Raw genomic sequence first — 19123 nt, 5'->3', positions numbered from 1 at the left:
GTGTCCGGCGGCCGAACTCACACAGGGAGACTCGTCATGACTGTCACCGCTGATGTCACGGCCCCGGCCGATTACCCTGCGGGACAGCTCGATTCGCCCGCTGATCCGGTCGATTCAGCCGAATCCCCACAGCAGGGCGACGATGCGCGGCACCTGCCCACCGCCGAACCCCTCGACTCGGCCGCGCCCCGACCCACCGTGCGCGTGGCCGATTCGGCTGTGGCACAGCGAGCTTCGGTACCGGAATGGCGCTCCCCGGCCGCTGGTCGCCCGCTGCCGCCGAGCGCGGATCCGTTCCTCCACGCGCCGAGTGGCTTCGCCGCGCAGGATCCGGGAACCGTACTGCGCAGTCGCCCTGTGGAATTGGCGCTGCTCGGAGTGATTCCGCAGCAGGTCACGGCGTGGCAGCTGCTGTATCGCAGCAGCGATCTGCACGGCGATCCGGAAGTCGCGGTCACCACGGTGCTGCTGCCCAAGGGCGCGAACCCGGACGCGGAACGACCGCTGCTCGCCTTCGGAGCCGCCATCGACGCGGTGACCGATCGGTGCGCGCCCTCGTACGCGTTGCGCCGGGGTGCGCTGTCCCCCGGGTCGATCACGCAGTTGGAGTGGTTTCTGGTGGCGAACGCGCTGCGCCGCGGCTGGGCGGTGACGATCGCCGATCATGAGGGCCCGCACGGGAATTTCGGGGCGGCCCGGGAGCCGGGCTACCGCACGCTCGACGGGATACGCGCGGCGCTGCGGTTCGCTCCGCTGGGGTTGCGCCCGGACACCAAGATCGCGGTGTGGGGGTATTCCGGTGGTGGCATGGCGAGTTCGTGGACCATCGAGATGGCGCCCGGATACGCGCCGGAGCTGAATATCGTGGGCGCGGCGCTGGGCGCCCCGGTCGGTGATCCGCGCGAGGTGTTCCTGCGGCTCAACGGTGGCCTGTTCGCCGGGTTCCCGGCGATCGTGATCGCCGCGCTGGCGCGCGTATATCCGGCCATGGCCGAGGTGATCGACAAAGATCTCACCGAACAGGGCCGTCGGCTGCTCGATCGGGTGCGGAGTCTGGGCCCGATCGCCGCCCTGCCCTGGCTGGTCGGCAGCCGGTTGGAGAATTACCTGCTGCGCCCACTCGACGAGGTGCTGCCGGAGCTGGAGGACATGTTCGACGACATCCGGCTCGGCGGTACAGCTCCGGCCTGCCCGGTGCTGGTGGTGCAGCCCGTGCATGATCAGGTCATCGATGTCGCGGGCATCGACGGTCAGGTCGAGCGCTATCGGGAGGCGGGCGCGGCGGTCTGGTACATCCGCGATCGCCTGAGCGAGCATTTCTCACTGCTGCCGCTGGCGACTCCATTGAGCCTGGATTGGCTGGCCGATCGGATCGCGGGAAAAACTCTCACAGAACCCACAACCAAGACCATCTGGTCGGTGGCGCTGCGTCCGGAGCATTGGCGCGGCCTGGTGGAAATGGCAACTACCGCAATGCGTGTCACGCTCGGACTGCCCCTGACAGCGGAGTCGGAGCAGGTCACCGCCGAGGCGCCGGAGCTGGCGGCCTGAGTGATGGCGCACGCCCGAACGCGTGGTCGATCGCTGCGCTGATTACTCAATACTGGACAATGGACGCCGTGAACGACGCCGCGAACCCCACTGCCGAGCCAGTCCCCGGACCGCGGTCCGCCGATCTCAATGGTGACGCCGATCACCCGGTCGAGGGCGTGCCCCGCGCGGTGGGCGGCAATCGCCTGTACCCCCGGGTCACCAGTTTCCGTTCGCGGCGCGGCGCGCTGACCCCGCCGCAGCAGGAGTCCTGGACGCGGATGTGGCCGCGCATCGGCGCGGACGTCTCCGATAAGCCGCTGGACGCCGATGCCTGGTTCGGCCGCTCCGCCCCGCTGATCATCGAGATCGGTTGCGGCACCGGCACGGCCACCGCAGCCATGGCGCAGGCCGAGCCGGAGTTCAATCTGATCGGCATCGAGGTCTACAAGCCGGGTCTGGCGCAGTTGGTGCAGCGGGTGGAACGCGAGAACATCGAGAACATCCGGCTTTTGCGCGGTGATGCCGTGGACGTACTGGAAAACATGATTGCTCCGGAATCGCTGACAGGTGTTCGCGTGTTCTTTCCGGACCCGTGGCCGAAGGCGCGCCACCATAAGCGCCGGCTGTTGCAGCCCGCGACGCTGACACTTATCGCGAGTCGGCTGAAGCCGGGCGGCGTGTTGCACATCGCGACCGATCACGCCGATTACGCGGAACACATTGCCGAAGTAGGCAAGGGAGAATCCCTGCTCATCGGCATGAATGAGGCCACGGGTGGGGACTCTTCGCGGTATCTTGAAACCGCACCAATCGGTTTCGAACGTCCGATTACCAAGTTCGAAGGAAAAGGACTCCGCGCGGGTAGCGCCATCACGGAGTTCATCTGGGGGAAGATCGAGTCATGAGCGTCAGTGAGATGGCCCCGGAGGTCGCGGATGTTGCCGAAATAATGCACGGCACTGCTTCGTCCGAACTAACGGGCACCACGGGCCTTTCCGGCAGCAGTACCGACTTCCGTCGGGTACTGCTCGTCTGGGACGCACCGAACCTGGATATGGGACTCGGCGCCATTCTCGGCGGCCGCCCCACCGCCGCATACCGTCCGCGTTTCGACGCGCTCGGCCGCTGGCTGCTCGCGCGCACCGCGGAACTGTCGGTCGGCAGCCGCCAGCGCGTGGAACCCGAAGCCACCGTTTTCACCAATATCGCCCCCGGTACCGCGGATGTGGTGCGGCCGTGGGTGGAAGCGCTGCGCAATGTCGGTTACGCGGTTTTCGCGAAGCCCAAAATCGACGAGGATTCCGACGTCGACAGCGATATGCTCGGCCATATCGAGCTACGCCGCCGCGGCGCGGGCCTGGCCGGAATCATGGTCGCCTCCGCCGATGGTCAGGCGTTTCGCGCACCGCTCGAGGAAATCGCCGCCGCCGGCGTACCCGTCCAGGTATTGGGATTTCGCGAGCACGCGAGTTGGGCGGTCACGTCGGATATTCTCGAGTTCATCGATCTCGAGGACATCCCGGGCGTGTTCCGTGAACCGCTGCCCAGGGTGAGTCTCGATTCGCTGCCCGACGAGGGAGCCTGGCTGCAGCCGTTCCGGCCGCTGTCGGCATTGCTCACCTCCCGCCCCGCTCAAGGAGTCGCTTAGTGTTCACCCGCTGGGGCGACCTGGTCTACAAGCTGCGCTTCACCGTTCTAGGTGTAATGGTGGCTGCCCTGCTCTCCCTCGGTGCTTTCGGGCTCGGGGTCGAGAGTCACCTGAGCTCCAGCGGATGGTTCGATCCCACGTCGGAGTCGACACGGGCCTCGCAGCTGCGGGATTCGGCGTACAGCCGCGACCACACCAGCGATGTGGTGCTGCTGTACACCGCGCCCGAGGGCAAGACCGTCGACGATCCGGCGTGGAATCAGAAGATCATCGACAGCCTCAACATGCTGCCGAAGAAGTACCCGCAGATCAGCAAGGTCAATGTCGCACCCTGGAAAACCGATACCGGAAACCAGGTCGCGCAGACGGTGAGCACCGATCGCAAACACGCGTTCGCGACCGTGGCCCTCAACGGCAACAACGACACCGAGATGCTGCAGGCATACGGCGCGGTGCAGAACGCGTTCGAGATTCCGGGCGTGACGGTCGAGGTCGGCGGTCTGCAACCGATCGCCTACACCTTGAACAACACCATCGCCAGCGATGTGAAGCGCATGGAGATGCTGGCGCTGCCCGCCGTCGCGGTGCTGCTGTTCTTCATCTTCGGTGGAATCGTCGCGGCCGCACTGCCATTGATCATCGGTGGCCTGACCATCATCGCCGCCAACGGCATGATCATGGCGCTGACCAAATACACCGAGGTGAACTCGTTCGTCTCGGCCGTGGTGTCGATGATCGGCTTGGGTCTGGCCATCGATTACGGCCTGTTCATAGTGAGTCGATTCCGCGAGGAATTGGCGGAGGGCTATGACACCAGGTCGGCGGTGCGGCGTTCGGTCATGACCGCGGGACGCACGGTGACATCCTCGGCGACCATGATCATCGCGGCCAGCGCGGGCATGCTGCTGTTCCCGCAGGGCTTCCTGAAATCGGTCGCCTACGGAACCATCGCCGCGGTACTGCTGGCCATGATCACCTCGCTCACCGTGCTGCCCGCACTGCTGAGCATTCTCGGTCCGCGCGTGGACAGCTTGAGCCTGAAGTGGATTCGCAAAACCAAGACGGCCGAAGAGGTCGAGGCCGGATTCTGGGGCAAACTCACCGCGTGGGTGATGAAGCATCCGCTCAAGGTCGCGGTACCGCTGACCATCGGATTGCTACTGCTCATCATCCCGGTGAAGAATCTGCAGTTCGGCGGAATCTCGGAAACATATCTGCCGCCGACCAATCCGGTGCGATTGGCGCAGCAGCACTTCGACGAGACATTCCCGCTGCGAAAATCCGATCCGGTCCAGTTGGTCATCATCACCGATAACTCCAAGGACATCGGGCCGATCCTGCAATTGGCGAACAAGGCTCCGGGTCTGGTCAAGAACGCCCAGTTCGGCATTCCGGCCAAACCGCCCGCGGGGTCCAATGTCTGGTCCTCCGATGCGACCGTCGAGGACAGTACCCATCCCGAGGCGACCGTCGACTATCTGCGGTCGATGCCGGTGCCGGACGGCGTGGAGGTATTGGTCACCGGCCAGCCCGTACTCATGATGGACAGCCTCGATTCGCTGCTGAGCCGAATGCCCTGGATGATCGGCATAGTCCTGCTGGTCACGACCATCCTGATGTTCCTCACCTTCGGTTCACTGGTGCTGCCGTTGAAGGCCGCGCTGATGAGCGCGCTCGGACTCGGATCGACACTGGGCATCCTGACCTGGATATTCGTCGACGGTCATGGTGCGTCACTGCTGAACTTCACCCCGCAGCCGATTACCGCGCCGGTGCTGGTGCTGATCATCGCGATCATCTACGGCCTATCGGTGGACTACGAGGTATTCCTGCTGTCCCGCATGGTCGAAGCGCGCAGCCAAGGTGCGAGCACGACCGAGGCGGTGCGCGCGGGCACGGCCCAGACCGGTCGCATCATCACCGCGGCGGCGCTGATCCTGCTCGTCGTGACGGGCGCCTTCGCCTTCTCCGATCTGGTGATGATGCAGTACATCGCCTACGGCATGGTGGCGGCGCTGTTCATCGATGCGACCGTGCTCCGGATGCTGCTGGTGCCCGCCACCATGAAGCTGCTCGGTGACGACTGCTGGTGGGCTCCGGCCTGGATGAAGAAGATTCAGCAGAAGATCGGACTCGGCGAGCCCATCCTCGATGATGAGCGACCCGGCGGCGGTGAAGTGGTCGACCTGGTCAAGACCACGCCCATCACCGATCCGGTCACCATGCAGATTCCGGCGCTGACCGATTCCGCCGCGCTGCGGCTGCGCAAGCCGCGGCCCGCACGCAAGATCGACATCGACAGTGAGGCGCCCACCCAGCGCATCGGCAAATCGATGCTCAACAAGCCGGTCGTGGACGTCACCCCGAAGCCGGGCGCTGCGAGCGCGCCGCCGAACGCCGAGAAGTCGTTCCCCGCACCGCAATCCGCGCCGATCCCGGGCAACCCGCCCACCCCCGGCACGGATTCCGGCGGGTCACTGACCAACCTCGGCGGCACCCCGCCGACCGGTCCCGCCGATCGCGGCCCGGCCGCCAATACCGGTGCGGCATCCGGCAGTAGTGGTCCGGCGGCTAGCAATCCCGGTCCGGCGGTTGGCAATCGCGGTGTGGGGTCCGGCGAATCGGGCGCGGGCTTCCGCGCACCGTTGCAGGAGCCCCCGACCACCGATTTCAGCGCGGCGAAGCCCGCGAGCGGCACCGAGTCCGGCAGCTCCGCCGAGCGAGCGTCGAACGGTGTTCCCGCACAGGCGGATAACGGGAGCCACGGCGGATTTCCGGCACCCGACTTCAGTCCGGTCGCCGGAACCGGTGTGACGCCTCGAAACCTCGGTTCCGGAGCGATGCCCCCGGGCAGCACCCCGCCCGCCGGTTCCGATGACTCGACGCGTGCCGCCTCCGGTACACCGCCGAAGCCCGACGCTCCGCAGAACGGATGGTCCACTCCCGGCGCGACTCCGCACGGCGGGGCCGGACAGGGTGAGGCCCCGCAGGGCGCAGGTCAGCAGCGTGGCGCCGGGCAGAGCCCGATTCCCTCGGTCTCCGCTCCGGCCGCTCCCCCGGCATCGACTCCGGCCGCGCCGCAACAGGATTCGCCGCCCGCCGCAGCGCATCCGGTGGGCGCGGAGCGGGTGCTGCCGCCGCCTCCGGCGTCGAAGTTGCCGCCGCATCCGGCCACCCGGGCGCAGCTGTACCAGCCGCACGAGGCGGAGGAACTGCTGGAGTCCGAATCCGATGAGACGCAGCCGCATCCGGCTCATCACGCGGCCGAGGATCAGCCGCAGCAGGGTCCCGGGCGCAGCAGCATCGAGCAGTGGATGTCCGATCTGCGTACGGCGCGCAAGCGCCCCGGCAAGGCCGAAGCCGAGGACGTCGACGACGAGGGCAAGCATCGCGGTGGCGACGGCCGCACCGTGAGCGTGAACGAATTGCTCCGCCGCCAGAACCGCGACTGAATCAGCCGCGGCACGAACGAAAAGAGCCCGGCCGAGTCATCGACTCGGCCGGGCTTTCTCGTATCTGCACCACCTGCACATCCAGCCGACCACGGCCCGGAAAGGCCGACGCATCGGCGGGACCGGTTGTGCCGCACGACATCAGCCGTGCGGCACCGGTCCGGCGAGTGCGGGTCAGCCGCGCGGGGCGGGATCCGCGGCCTCGGCGAAGGCGCGAGCGTAGCGGGTGCCGACCAGTAGCAGCAGGACGCCGACCACCAGGAAGGCAGCCGCGCGGAGCAGGCCGTCGAGGGTCGCCAGGTCGAACAGGAACAGTTTGGCCAGTGCCGCCGCGGTGAGCAGCAGGCCCCCGGCGAGCGCGGCCTTCGCCGCCTGCGGGGTGCGGCCCAGCCTGCGCAGTCCGAACAGCAGTGCCGCGGTGGCGGCGGCCATCCAGATCACGGTGGCGATGCCGTGGCCCGCGAGGAAACCGTCATCGCGGCCGGTGGCGACACCGATCGACACCGCCAGCGCGGTCACCGCGTACAGGCCCGCGATTCCGCCGACCACCGCCACGGCGGTCGCATCGCTTTCCCGTGTGACCAGCCCCAAGCGCCGGGCGCACCAGCAGGCGGCGGCCAATGCGGCGAGCGCGGACAGCGCGGACAGCGCGGTCGAAATACCAAGGCGTTCTTCGGCATAGAACTGATCGGACAGGGTGGCCGGACCGGCCCGGTCCAGCAGCGCGATCATGCCGATCACCCCGAAGGCCGCACCGATGCCCGAGGCCATCCGCGACCGCTGCTGCCCGCCCGCGCCCAGGAAGCCCAGCGCCACCAGGAACAAGCCGATCGGCAGCGTCTGCGCGTTCGTCACGCCGACGCAGGTCTCCAGCACCGCGAACGCTCCCGCGACCGCCGCGACGATCGCCAGGTGTCCCGGAATCCGCACCCGCTCAGCCAGTTTCGGCATCCACCGCGATGCGGCGAGCCCCAGCAGCACGATCGCGAATCCCGCCGAGATCGCCACGGCGGTGCGCCGCTCGAACATGGCCGGCGCGGCCAGCAGCGGTATGGTCGCCACCGCGCAGGTCAGGCTCGCCGCGATGTCTCCGGCGCGCTGCCGCACCACCGCCACCGCGCTGATCAGCCCGACCGCCGCGATGACGATGGTCGCCGCCAGCACCTGGTACCGCTCCCCGCGTCCGGCCTCCCCCAGTCCCGCCGCGGCAATCGCGACCAGCGTCGCCAGCACGGCCGGAATCGTCCGCACCGCATGCAGATACGGCCAGTCGCGCACCAATTGCACCGGCGCGGCGGCGATCTGCAACACGATCAGGAACGCCAGCAGCGCGAGCTCGGTGGTGATCACCGGCGACAGCAGCGCCGCCCCGACCATCACCATGACCGCCAGCCCCTGCGACCCCCACCGCATGGCCAGTGCCACCCCACCCGCGGCGATCCCCAGCGCGATCCCATATCCCACAACGGGATTCACCCATCCGTAGAGGGTCGTCATCGCGACGACGGACAGATATCCCCCTGCGATACCCGTCGCCGCCAGCGCGACACCGCCCACCTGCCCTCCGGCCTTCCCGTGCACGCGCATCCCGATGGCCACCAGCGCGCCCGAGAATGCCGCCCCCACAACAACTCTCGGCACCGGCCCGAAGAACCCGGCCTGCGCCGCCAGCACCAGCAGCATCACCACGCCGATCAGCGTGACGCCCACCCCGGCCACCGCCAGCACCCGGCTGACCACCCCTTCCCGCTGCCACCACGGCGCTCGCCGCTCCCGCACCGGCACACCCCTCCGCTGCTGCTGCGCGAGCGGCGGCATCGCCCGATACCCACCCTGCGGCTGACTCCCCATCCACCCCGCACGCCCCGCCCCATATCCAGACTGACCAGCGGCATAGCCGGGTTGACCGACCCCGTATCCGGGCTGTGCCACCCCGTACCCGGGCTGACCGACCCCGTATCCAGGTTGGGCGACTCCGAAGCCGGGCTGCCCGGCACCAGGACCCGGCTGTCCGTAACCCGGAAGGGTTCCCGGCCCCGAAGGCACGGCCCCACCGCCCGGCGAACCCCAGCTCGCGGTGCTTCCCGGCCCCTGCTCCCCAGCTGCGGCCGGTCCTCCGGCAGTCGGCGGCATCAGCCCCGCGGGCGGTGGAACGGGTGCTCCCGTAGCAGCGGGAATGTCCGCACCACGGGCCGAACCCGACTCCGCCGCCTGACCCGGGGGCGATGTGGCGGCACCGGATAGCTCATCCCCACCGCGCACGGGTCCACCCGGAACCGTGCCGGGTGCGGGCATGGGAACGCCCGCTGCCGGTGCGGCAGCGGGTGGGGTCGGTGGAACGACGGGTTGTGCGGGACGCGGGGCGACGACCAATTGGCTGCGCAGGACGTCCAGGTCGCGGCCGAGGATTCCCATGTGTTCGCTGAGGGAGGTGAACTCGGTCGACAACCGTGCGATCAAACGGGGATCGATGGCGGTGTTCATGCCGACAATGCTCGCCACCTGCGCCTTCGGCGGGATGAGTAGAAACACTCGGGCACGGCCCGGGTCCTACTCGATTACTCATGAGTGGCGGCACGGCCCGTGCGCATTCCCGGTCGCGGTGTACGCGCCGTCCAGGGTCAGGCGGATTGAGCCTGTGCGTCCCGGGTGATGGTGGCGCGGATTTCGGTGGTGATGCGGACGGGGTCCTCGAGCATGGGGACGTGGCCCAGGCCGGGGAGGGGGTGGATCTCGAGGGTGGGGGTGGGGGTCAGGGGTGCGTAGAGGTGGGGCGGGAGCACCCGATCGAATTCGGGCAGGAGCAGGGTCGCGGGGACCTGGATCGAGGACAGGGTGGTGAAACCTATTGGGAGGGCCGGATCTTCGGCCAGGTCATCGAGGATGGTGCAGTGCGCGGGGGCGGCGGCCATGGCGCGGGCGAGGTGCGCGGGAACCGTCGCGGGATTGTGCGCGAGCAGGGGAAGCAGCAGGCTGCGGATCATGGTGGGCAGCGCCGGTGGGGTGTCGGAGCCGAAGCCGATCAGGGGGCTCATACCGCGGAATTTGCGGACCAGGGCCGCCGAGGACGAGGGCTTGTCCCACAGACCCGCCGGGGAGATGGCGGTGACGGTGCGGGCGCGCCCGCGGGCGGCGAGTTCCAGGGCGATCCAGCCGCCGAGCGAGTTGCCGACGATATGCGCTGTGGGCCAACCTGTTTCGTCGAGCAGCGCCTCGGCCCAGTCGGCCAGGGCGGCGACGGTGGCGGGATGGTGCGCGGCGGGGCCGCCGTGGTGGCCGGGGAAGGTGGGGGCCAGGATGTCGTGGTCGGCGCGCAGATCGTCGATCACCGGGAGCCAGGATTGCCAGGTCAGCAGCACGCCGTGCAGGAGCAGCAGCGGTGCGCCGCGGCCGGTCCGAAGAAATGGTTCCGGGGTCGAGTCCGCTGAGCCGCCTGCCATGGGCGTGACGATACCTGCCGGGACGGGGTGTCGCCGAAACCGATTCGGGACGGAATCACGCCCCGTTGAGGAACTTCTTCCACTGGGTGCCGAAGGGATGCTTGGCATTGACCGAGCCGAATCGCACTTTGCCGTGCACGACCAGATGCAGCGGCCCCATGGGCGGTCCGGTGCGCACCTTGTTCTCGGCGCTGCCGCCGATCAGATCGAGGCCGTTCAGATCCACGGTGGCGTCGGCGGGCACGACGAGTTCCAGTGAGCTGAGGTAGTCGTCCACCCGGATCTCCACCACCTGGGTGGACATGATGGCCTGGGTGAAGTCCAGTCGCACACTGCCCATGAACGATTCGACCAGCAGTGTCTGCGGCACATGCCAACTGCCATTGCGCTTGACCCCGGACAGCTTGGCCCGGATGACATTGCCCGGCGCGACCGGATGCGGCAGCCGCGGCCCGTACTGCGGCCGGTTGTAGCCGAATTGCGGCCGCGGCGCGTAGACGAACTGCGGCGTCTTCGGCGCGGGCTGCCCGGCGAGCCGGATGCCCGGCAGATCGACCAGCACCGCGTTGAGTTCACCGCGGGTCTTGGCGGCGAGCGCGGTATCCATGCGCTCGGTGAATTCCCCCAGCGACAGCATGCCCAGGCCGACCGCGCGCTGCAGCAGTCGTCCGACGTGTTCGCGTTCTACATCCGATACCCGCAGGTCGCGTTCGCCCACCACGGCGGCCTCGACACCGGGAACCACTTCAGGACCTCCCATGTTTTCGAGGCTACGAGCCGATCGGCCGTCGCGCATCAGGGCAATCCCTGAATCCGCACCCTATTCGCCGTCCAGGCCCTGTTCGATGGCATAGCGGGTGAGTTCGACCCGATTGCCGAGTTGCAGTTTGCGCAGGGTGGACTGCACATGGTTCTCCACGGTGCGGTGGCTCAGGCTCAGGCGGGTGGCGATCTGCTTGGCGGACAGCCCTTTCGCGACCATGCGCAGCACTTCGGTCTCGCGGTCGGTGAGCGCGGGCCGGTGCGGTTCGTCCCGGTCGGGCGGGGTGTTGGCGATGCGCCGGTATTCACCGAGCACCAGTCCCGCGAGTCCGGGGGTGAAGACGGCCTGACCGGCGGCGGTGGCGCGCACGGCGTCCACGAGTTCGGTGGCGGAGGCGCTTTTCACCAGGTAGCCGATGGCTCCGGCCTTGATGGCGTCGAGCACGTCCTCGCGCTCGGCGGAGGCCGAGAGCACCAGTACGCGGGTGCGCGGGGAGACGCGCAGCACCTCGGCGGTGGCGTCCGCGCCATTGCCGTCGGGCAGCTGCATATCCATGAGCACGACATCGGGTTGGACGGCGGCGGCGCGGCGGCCGGCGGTGGCGACGCCGTCCGCGGTGGCGAGCACCTCGAATCCGGCTTCGGCGAGGTCGCGGGCCACGCCCTCGCGCCAGATCGGGTGGTCGTCCACCACCATGATCGAAATTCGTTCGCCCGCGGTGCTTTCGGACACGCTCGCCTCCCGATTCCTGTTACCGATGCCGCCGGGGGACCCGGAATTCCCATTCGGCCCCGGACCCTTCCTCGCCGTCGGCTTCGAAGAGTAGGTGCGCGGTGCCGTCGAGGGCGGCGATGCGCCCGATTATGGAGCGTGAAACGCCCATGCGGCCTTGGCCTTCGGCTTCCAGCAGCCGTCCGGGGCTGATGCCGGGTCCGTCGTCGCGCACGCTGACGATGAGTTCGTCGCCGGTATCCTCCAGCAGCACATAGGCTTTCGCGCCGGTTCCGGCGTGCTGGGCGACATTGGCGAGCGCGGCGGCGACGGCGGCGGAGATCTCCCTGGCCTCGAAGCGCCCGATGGGCACCGGCTCGCCGGGGGTGGAGACCAGCACCGAGGTGGTGGCCTGCGCGGTGAGCAGCGGCCGCAGATCCTGTTCCACGCCACCGGTGTCCGCGCGCCCGCCCTGTTCGGAGAGCAGCACCCGCAGCGCGACTTCCTGCTCACCCGCGCGCTGCGCCAATTCCGCTGTCGGCCCGCCGATTTCGGTGCCGCGCCGTTTGATGTAGCTGAGCACCTGGAGGACGCCGTCGTGCACTTCGCGGGCGAGCCGTTCGCGTTCCTGCGCGGCGGCGGTGAGCCGCACCGCGCGCTGCAATTGCTGTTGGGCGCGGTGCGCGGTGTTGGCGGCCAGGCCGATCGCGAGTCCCACCGAAACCAGGACGGGTGCGGTGGCATCGCGCCAGATGTCCAGATCCCAGCGGGCGCGCGCACTGAGAATCGCTGCCGCGATGAGGAATCCGGAGCAGATGCCGCCGAACGGCCCCCACAGAATGGCCGCGGACATCACGGCATTGGCGGCCCACAATGTGGTCGGCAGCGTCTGATGCCCGTAGTACCAGTCGAAATCCGCGACCAGCCGGGTCGCGAAGATGAGCGCGATGACGACCACGTGATCGCCGATCACGACGGTGGTGCGCACCTGACGCACATTGTGAATTCGCCACTGTGACAGCAGAATCGCCGACACCCCGGTCCACACCGCCATGAGTGCGATGAACACCCAGCTCAATCGCTGATTGGTGTAGTGCGAGACCGAGGCGAACTGCTGTCCGATGGCGTACAGCAGGGTGATGAGCCGGAACGCCTGCGCCGCCCGCCACAGCGGGGCGGTGGCGGCGTCGCCGGGATCGGGTTCAGTCCGCGGAGTCACCGGCAGCCGGGGGTTCGGCGGTATCGGCGGATTTCACATCGGATTTCACCGTGGGAGGGGCCAATTGGTAGCGCCCGGGATCGGGTATGTCCGGTTCGGCGGCGAACATGGGTTGATGCGGATCACCGGTGTGCAGCTCCTGGTAGAGCTCCTCCGGTGAATCCGCCAGCAGCGAGCGAATCGCGGTATTGAGCGCCGCCACGAACGGCACCGCGAGCAGACCGCCCGCGATACCGGCGAGCACCACGCCCGCCGCGATGGCCAGCACCACGGCCAGCGGATGGATGCGCACCGCGCGCCCCATCAGCAGCGGTTGCAGCACATGCCCTTCCAGCTGCATGACCGCGACGGTGATGCCGAGCACGATGAGCGCGGTGACCGCGCCCTTGGTCATGAGCGCGATGAACACCGCCACCGAGCCCGCGATGAACGAACCGATGATCGGAATGAACGCGCCGATGAAGACCAGCGAGGCCAGCGGAAGTGCCAGCGGCACACTCAGAATGGCCAGTCCGGAGCCGATGCCGATGGCGTCCACCGCCGCCACCAGCACGGTGGCGCGCACGAATCCGGTGAGACTGCCGAAGCCGAGTCGTCCGGCCGTGCGCACGCGTTCGCGATTGCGGGTGGGGATGATCCGGGTGATGAACTCCCAGATCTGATCGCCGCCGTAGACGAAGAAGATGAGGATGAACAGCGTCAGGAAGGTCCCGGTGAAGAATTCGCCGATGACGGTCGCGGTGGTCAGCGCCCCGTTGGTGAGTGAGTCCTGATTGGATTCGATGGTTTTGACGATGGTGTCGCCCGCATTGCGAATCTGCTCGTTGGACATGTGCAGCGGACCGTTGATCAGCCAGTCCTGGATCTCGTGCACGCTGGATTTGAACTCGTCGGACAGTTGCGGCACACCGGTGACGAACTGTTCCACCACGAAAGTCATGATCCCGGCGAGCAATCCGAGCGATCCGACCAGCGCCACGAATACGCCCAGCGAGCGCGGCACCCCGAGGCGCTGCATCCAATCCACCAGCGGTGACAGCAGTGCGGCCCCGAGCAGTGCGATGGACAGTGGAATGGTCACGGTGGATAACCGATGCGCCAGCCAGGCCAGTGCGTAGACGGCCGCGAGAATGAGCAGTAGTCGCCAGGACCATTCCGCCGCCTCGCGTACCAGCGGGTGCACCGCGTCCGCGGCAGGCCGCCGAACCTTGCCCGGTTTGCCGGATTGGCTGGCCTCTGCCCGCACATCGCTCACGATCGCGAGCCTACTGGGTGACCGACCGACTTGGCCGCCCATAAACCCGTGCCCCGCGTTCGGCGACGCCCCGGCCATTCGAAACGGCTCGGCTCGGTGTTCCCAAGAGTTAACGCCGCCCGAACTGTGCGCCAAAGTCGCGGAGATGCGGAACCGCTAGATTGGTCTCGTGTCAGCGCCCCTGGAAGCGGTCAAACAGACCATGCGAACCCGCTGGCCGCTGTACCTCGCATCGATGCTCGCGGCCAACGCGTTCGGTGCCGTGCTCGTCTGGGCGTTCATTCAGTACGGTTTGCCCGTTCCCGAAGGTGGCTCGAGTGCGACACGGCAGACCGGGCTGTTATTACCCGCGCTCGTATTCATTGTCGGCGGTCTGCTCAGCCTGAGCGCCTCGGCGTTCATGCTGCGACCGGTGATGCGATGGCAGGTGCGCGGCGGACCGCCGTCCCGGCAGGAGCAGATGGCGGCCCTGCACGCGCCGCTGCGGCAGGCCATCGTGCACCTGGTGCTGTGGCTGGTCGGCGGCGCGGTGCTGGCGTCGGTGATCATCGTGCGCACGCCGGAGCTGGCGGCGGCGGTGATCGTCACCGAATGTATGGCCGCCACCATTGTTTTCGGCTTCACGTACATGCTCGGCGAGCGAATTCTGCGGCCGGTGGCGGCCGAGGCGCTGACCGTCGGCGCGTTCGATCACACGCTGACCGCGGGCGTCGGCACCCGAATGGCGATGACGTGGGGAATGGGCACGTTCGCCCCCGTGATCGCCATTGTGCTGTTGTGCGTCACCCAGATTTCTTCGCGCGTACAGTTTTCCGCGCAGTCGCTGGCGATTTCGATTCTGCTGTTGTGCGGTGTGGTGATCATGCAGGCGCTGGCGCTTTCCATGCTTACCGCGGCGAGTATTTCCGATCCGATTCGCCAGCTCAGCCAGGCTATCGATCGCGTGCAGGAAGGCGCGCGCGATGTGCAGGTGGAAGTTTTCGACGGTTCGGAAATCGGACTGCTGCAGGTTGGCTTCAACCGAATGATGGGTGAGGCGGCCAAACGCCGCGAACTTCAGGAATTGTTCGGCCGTCACGTCGGTGAGGATGTGGCGCGGCGCGCGCTGGAGTACGGCACCGAACTCGGTGGTGAAACCCGATTCGTCGCGGTGTTGTTCGTGGATATGGTCGGTTCCACCGCGACCGCCGCGGAACGCCCGCCGACCGAAGTGGTCAGTCTGCTCAACGAGTTCTTCCGCATCGTGGTCGATGTGATCGACCGGCACCACGGGCTGATCAATAAATTCATGGGTGATGCCGCGCTGGCCATCTTCGGCGCTCCGCTGGACCGCCCGGACGCACCGACCGCGGCCCTGGCCGCCGCCCGTGAGCTGCGCGAAGCCCTGCGCGAGGTGCCCGGACTGGATATCGGTATGGGTGTTTCGGCGGGTTTGGCGGTGGCCGGGAATATCGGTGGCGCAAATCGTTTCGAGTACACCGTGATCGGTGACCCGGTGAACGAGGCGTCCCGGCTCACCGAACTCGCCAAGGATCGCCCGGAACGCGTGCTCACCTCCAGTAGCGCTCTCTATTTCGCCGATACCGAGGAACAGCGGCATTGGGAAACGGGTGAGGAAGTTCAGCTGCGCGGACGCCGCCGCAAAACCCGGCTGGCCTGGCCGAAACAAACTAGCGACCAGTCGGATGCAGACGAGGAGACCGCCCGTTCGTTAGGGTGAGGTTGTGACGGCCCATGGTGAGCTGGCCGGCGAACCTGCGCCGCCCGCGGAGAACTCGCGCCGCGGCAGGTTCTGGTGGGCCAAATGGGTGCTCGGAGCCGCGCTCGCGGCCCTGCTGATTTCCGAGGGCGCATATCTCTATCCGCGGCTGCACGAATCCTGGAAGAACCTCACCGAAATCCATTGGGGCTGGGTCGCGGCCTGCGTGGTTATGCAGGCGCTTTCCATGAGCGGATTCGGCCGCATCCAGAAACAACTGCTGCACGCGGGCGGCGTCGAGGTGAGTCAGCGCAAATCGGTGACCGTGGTGTACGGCGCGACCGGTATGGCGCTGACCCTGCCCGCCGGACAGGTGTTCTCCACCGCCTTCACCTATCGCCAGACCCGCCGCTGGGGTGCGAGCCCGATCGTGGCGTCCTGGCAGCTGGTCATGTCCGGCGTGGTCGCCACCGCCGGATTGACGCTGCTCGGCGTGTTCGGCGCGGTACTGGGCGGGGACAGTATCGGCCCGGCCAAGGTGATTCTGTCGCTCGGCGCGGTGGCGGTGCTGATCTGGGCGTTCAACTACGTGTCCCGGCATCCGGGCACGATGGAATCGCTACTGCATCGAATCCTGCATCTGATCAACAGGATTCGGCGCAGGCCCGCCGAGGCCGGGGTCGAGAAGCTCGCCGAGGTGCTACACCAGCTGGAATCGGTGGACCTGGGCAAGAAGGACGGCGCACTGGTCGCGGCGTGGGCCGTGGTGCATCGGCTCGCGGATGTGGCGTGCCTGGGCGCGGCCTGTTACGCGGTGGGCGCGGATCCCCGGCTGGCCGGATTGATGCTGGCGTTCGCGGCCGGAAAAGCGGTGGGCACCATACCCTTCGCGCCCGGCGGCATCGTGTACGTCGATGCCACGCTGATCTATTCGCTGACCGCGGCGGCGGGATTGCCCGCGGCGCAGGCGGTCGCGGCGGCGTTCCTGTACCGGCTGGTCAGCTTCATCCTGGTGGCGATCATCGGCTGGATCGTCTTCCTGTTCCTGTTCCGCAAGCCGCAGGCCGATGACGCGGAGTACGAGAAGGAGTTCTCGCAGCGCGGCGGCACCCCGCTGATCACCGATCGCCGCCGCCCGAATTCCCCGCCCGCGGAAGGCTGATCGACCCGCGTCCCGCCGGACCGGCGTGCCGCACCGCCCGGATCGCGAGGAGTGTCCCTGCACGGGGCGCGCCGGAGCCGCCCGATAACCTCGTGCCCGTGAAGAAATTGGTGCCGTTCGGCGTGGATGTGGTGCTGGTGGTCGTGTTCTGCGCGATCGGGCGGCGCAGTCATGACGAAGCGGTGCTGGCGGGCATGCTGCGCACGGTGTGGCCGTTCGCCACCGGCCTGCTGCTCGGCTGGGTGATCGCGATCGCGGTCGCCTCCGGGCGCGAGGGCATCAGCGCCGCAAAGCGTTTCGACGGCCGGGTGCTGTGGCCGACCGGCGTGATCATCTGGCTCAGCACGCTGATCGGCGGCATGCTGCTGCGCGTGGTGAGCGGTCAGGGCACCGCGGTCAGCTTCGTCATCGTCGCGGCGACCGCGCTCGCCCTGTTCCTGCTGGGCTGGCGCGCGGCCATCAAAGCGCTGGGCTGATCCGAACTCTCGGGGCCGTTAGTCCGGAGTCGCGAGGGACTGGAGCAGTCGGGCCGCCATGCGGGCGGTCGCGTCCGGGGCGTCGATATCGTCGATGTGGATGGCGAAGGCGAGATCGCCCATGGTGGCGATGAGCCAGCCGTTATTGCCCGCGGTGGCCGCGTACGCCTGCACGCCCTGATACCTGTTGAGGCTGACCAACTCCGGTGCGCCCGCGCCGTCGCGCAGCATGGTGCGCAGCCGGTCGGTGACATTGCCGGGCAGGGCGGGCAGATCGGCCTCGGTGGTGGCGGGGACGCCGATGGTGATCATCGGTTTCGGCACCTGGCCATTGGCGATGGCGGCGGCCGCGATGGCCATACCCCACGGGCTGGCCAGCAGTGAGTCGGCGGCATTGCCGCGCCCGACCTGTTCGGCGGCGTTCTTGCCGGTGGGCAGGCGGCCGGTGGTCTCGTCCAGGCCGGGCACCTTGAAGTCCAGGCCGACGCCGAGCTGACTGGCCGCCTCGGCCGCGTCGCCGACCGAAATGTCCTGTGGCGCTTTCTGCTTGGTGAGCGCGGCCATGTTCTTGAACAGTTCGATCATGCCGCCGACCGGGTACAGCCCGGTGAACGCGACCGATCCGTGCTCGCTGGCCTGGCTGTTCTGCGCGGCCGCGACGATCGCGCCGCTGGACGGCTGGATGGCCACGATCGAGGACGGCGTGCCGTAACTCACCACGGCATCCTCGGCGGCGCGTTGCAGGCGCTGATCCATGGTGCCCGGAATATCCGGTCCGGGCGGGCCCTGTTCACCCGCGAGCTGGGTGACGAAGGTGCCGTCGGGTTCGAAGAGCTGCACGCCCCATCCGGCGCGCGCATCGTTGTTGTCCTGCCACACCTTCCGCATGGAGTCCAGCAGCGGCGACCAGACGCGGCGGTCGGCGGAGATGAGCCGGGGCTGCTTCTCCATGACCACGCCGGGGATGGCTCCCATCCGGTCTTCGAGGATATTGAAATCCCCGTCGCGCAGGTTGACCGCGACGACCGGTTTGCCCTGGGAGGCCGACAGTTGTTGCAGCAGCACCGGTCCGGTGATGAGCGGGGCGACCGGTTCGATGGCGGCGGCCAGCGCATTGCTGGAGCCGACCGGATCGCCGGTCCTGGTGGGATCGAGTTTGATGACGTTGATGGTCTGCTCGGTCATGAGCGGAGCGCCGACGATGTCATTGACGTGCGGGGCCGGGGTGGCGTAGGTGCGCACCAGCTTCACGGTGCGCTTGCTGTCCAGCTGCGGGATGACCAGGGCGGGATCCCACGAGATGCGCCAGCCCACACTGAGTTTGCGGACGGTGCCCTGCAGGTCGTATTTCCAGTCCCGCTTTTCGCCGAAGTTCCAGGCGGCCGTCATGCTGAACAGTCCGGTATTGCCGTCGAGGCCGATGAACTGGGTCACCTGGTAGTCGGCTTTGCCCGGATTGAGGCCGCTGAAAACTTGCTTCAGCGTTGCCGAAGCACCGTTCGGGTAGGACGTCAGCCGCGCCGCGCCCTCATAGTCCTGTTTGTCGAGCAGGCTGGAGAATCGCTCGACAATCGCTTCCGCACCGGTCGACCGTTCCCGGAAAGCACACGACCCCATCGCAATCGCGATAGCCAGCACCACCGCGAGCACGATCGCGCCACGAATCCGGAAGCGGCGGGATCCCCACACATCCATATCGCCCACTCTTCACTCTTGCCACATCAGCAACAGGACCACGGTACCGCGTTCACACCACCCGCGGTGC

General features: G+C 67.8%; 14 protein-coding genes. 7 read left to right on the top strand and 7 right to left on the bottom strand.

Features of this window, described 5'->3' with window-relative positions; all coding sequences use genetic code 11:
* Window positions 1-36 precede the first annotated feature (36 nt).
* Genes ACFC4D_RS40420 through ACFC4D_RS40405 form a run of 4 tightly spaced genes read left to right on the top strand, consistent with a single transcriptional unit; the run spans window position 37 to window position 6633 of the window.
* A complete protein-coding gene (locus tag ACFC4D_RS40420) occupies window positions 37-1551 on the top strand; it encodes a lipase family protein (RefSeq protein WP_376071464.1) in 1515 nt (504 codons plus the stop codon).
* A gap of 59 nt (window positions 1552-1610) precedes the next feature.
* On the top strand, window positions 1611-2438 hold the full coding sequence (gene trmB, locus ACFC4D_RS40415) for a tRNA (guanosine(46)-N7)-methyltransferase TrmB (RefSeq protein WP_376071461.1): 828 nt from the start codon (window positions 1611-1613) through the stop codon (window positions 2436-2438).
* Window positions 2435-3181, top strand: a complete 747-nt coding sequence (locus ACFC4D_RS40410; RefSeq protein WP_364636430.1) for an NYN domain-containing protein — start codon at window positions 2435-2437, stop codon at window positions 3179-3181. Before trmB ends, ACFC4D_RS40410 begins: the two co-directional genes overlap by 4 nt.
* The gene (locus tag ACFC4D_RS40405; RefSeq protein WP_376071459.1) at window positions 3181-6633 is read left to right on the top strand and encodes an MMPL family transporter; all 3453 of its coding nucleotides are present in this window, start codon (window positions 3181-3183) and stop codon (window positions 6631-6633) included. The genes ACFC4D_RS40410 and ACFC4D_RS40405 overlap by 1 nt, the downstream gene beginning before the upstream one ends.
* A gap of 174 nt (window positions 6634-6807) precedes the next feature.
* Here ACFC4D_RS40405 and ACFC4D_RS40400 read toward each other — a convergent pair whose 3' ends face one another.
* From ACFC4D_RS40400 to ACFC4D_RS40375, 6 genes are all read right to left on the bottom strand, one after another.
* Complete coding sequence (locus tag ACFC4D_RS40400) at window positions 6808-9117, bottom strand: DUF2339 domain-containing protein (RefSeq protein WP_376071456.1); 2310 nt, start codon at window positions 9115-9117, stop codon at window positions 6808-6810.
* A 137-nt stretch (window positions 9118-9254) separates the two neighbouring features.
* A complete protein-coding gene (locus tag ACFC4D_RS40395; protein WP_376071453.1) occupies window positions 9255-10073 on the bottom strand; it encodes an alpha/beta fold hydrolase in 819 nt (272 codons plus the stop codon).
* A gap of 55 nt (window positions 10074-10128) precedes the next feature.
* The gene (locus tag ACFC4D_RS40390; RefSeq protein WP_375963756.1) at window positions 10129-10791 is read right to left on the bottom strand and encodes a DUF1707 domain-containing protein; all 663 of its coding nucleotides are present in this window, start codon (window positions 10789-10791) and stop codon (window positions 10129-10131) included.
* Window positions 10792-10893: 102 nt separating this feature from the next.
* The gene (locus ACFC4D_RS40385) at window positions 10894-11532 is read right to left on the bottom strand and encodes a response regulator (RefSeq protein WP_376071516.1); all 639 of its coding nucleotides are present in this window, start codon (window positions 11530-11532) and stop codon (window positions 10894-10896) included.
* Window positions 11533-11587: 55 nt separating this feature from the next.
* Window positions 11588-12766, bottom strand: a complete 1179-nt coding sequence (macS, locus tag ACFC4D_RS40380; protein ID WP_376071450.1) for a MacS family sensor histidine kinase — start codon at window positions 12764-12766, stop codon at window positions 11588-11590.
* Window positions 12750-14012, bottom strand: coding sequence for an AI-2E family transporter (locus ACFC4D_RS40375; RefSeq protein WP_376071513.1), 1263 nt, complete (start codon window positions 14010-14012; stop codon window positions 12750-12752). The genes macS and ACFC4D_RS40375 overlap by 17 nt, the downstream gene beginning before the upstream one ends.
* Window positions 14013-14223: 211 nt before the next feature.
* On the opposite strand from ACFC4D_RS40375, the gene ACFC4D_RS40370 reads away from it, so the two are divergent.
* The 3 genes from ACFC4D_RS40370 to ACFC4D_RS40360 all read left to right on the top strand — a co-directional run bounded on the left by ACFC4D_RS40370 (window position 14224) and on the right by ACFC4D_RS40360 (window position 17358).
* A complete protein-coding gene (locus tag ACFC4D_RS40370; RefSeq protein WP_364637910.1) occupies window positions 14224-15741 on the top strand; it encodes an adenylate/guanylate cyclase domain-containing protein in 1518 nt (505 codons plus the stop codon).
* 4 nt (window positions 15742-15745) lie between these two features.
* Window positions 15746-16882, top strand: coding sequence for a YbhN family protein (locus ACFC4D_RS40365; RefSeq protein ID WP_364636440.1), 1137 nt, complete (start codon window positions 15746-15748; stop codon window positions 16880-16882).
* A gap of 98 nt (window positions 16883-16980) precedes the next feature.
* Window positions 16981-17358 carry a DUF3054 domain-containing protein gene (locus ACFC4D_RS40360; protein WP_364636442.1) on the top strand — a complete coding sequence of 126 codons (378 nt, stop codon included), beginning with the start codon at window positions 16981-16983 and terminating at the stop codon, window positions 17356-17358.
* Window positions 17359-17376: 18 nt separating this feature from the next.
* On the opposite strand, the gene ACFC4D_RS40355 is transcribed toward ACFC4D_RS40360, so the two are convergent.
* Complete coding sequence (locus tag ACFC4D_RS40355; protein WP_376071447.1) at window positions 17377-19053, bottom strand: NTF2-like N-terminal transpeptidase domain-containing protein; 1677 nt, start codon at window positions 19051-19053, stop codon at window positions 17377-17379.
* Between the last annotated feature and the right edge of the window lie 70 nt (window positions 19054-19123).

The organism is Nocardia sp. NPDC056000 (genome assembly GCF_042269265.1).
In the GTDB taxonomy this organism is placed as follows: Bacteria; Actinomycetota; Actinomycetes; order Mycobacteriales; family Mycobacteriaceae; genus Nocardia.
This window is presented reverse-complemented; position numbering and strand designations above follow the sequence as displayed.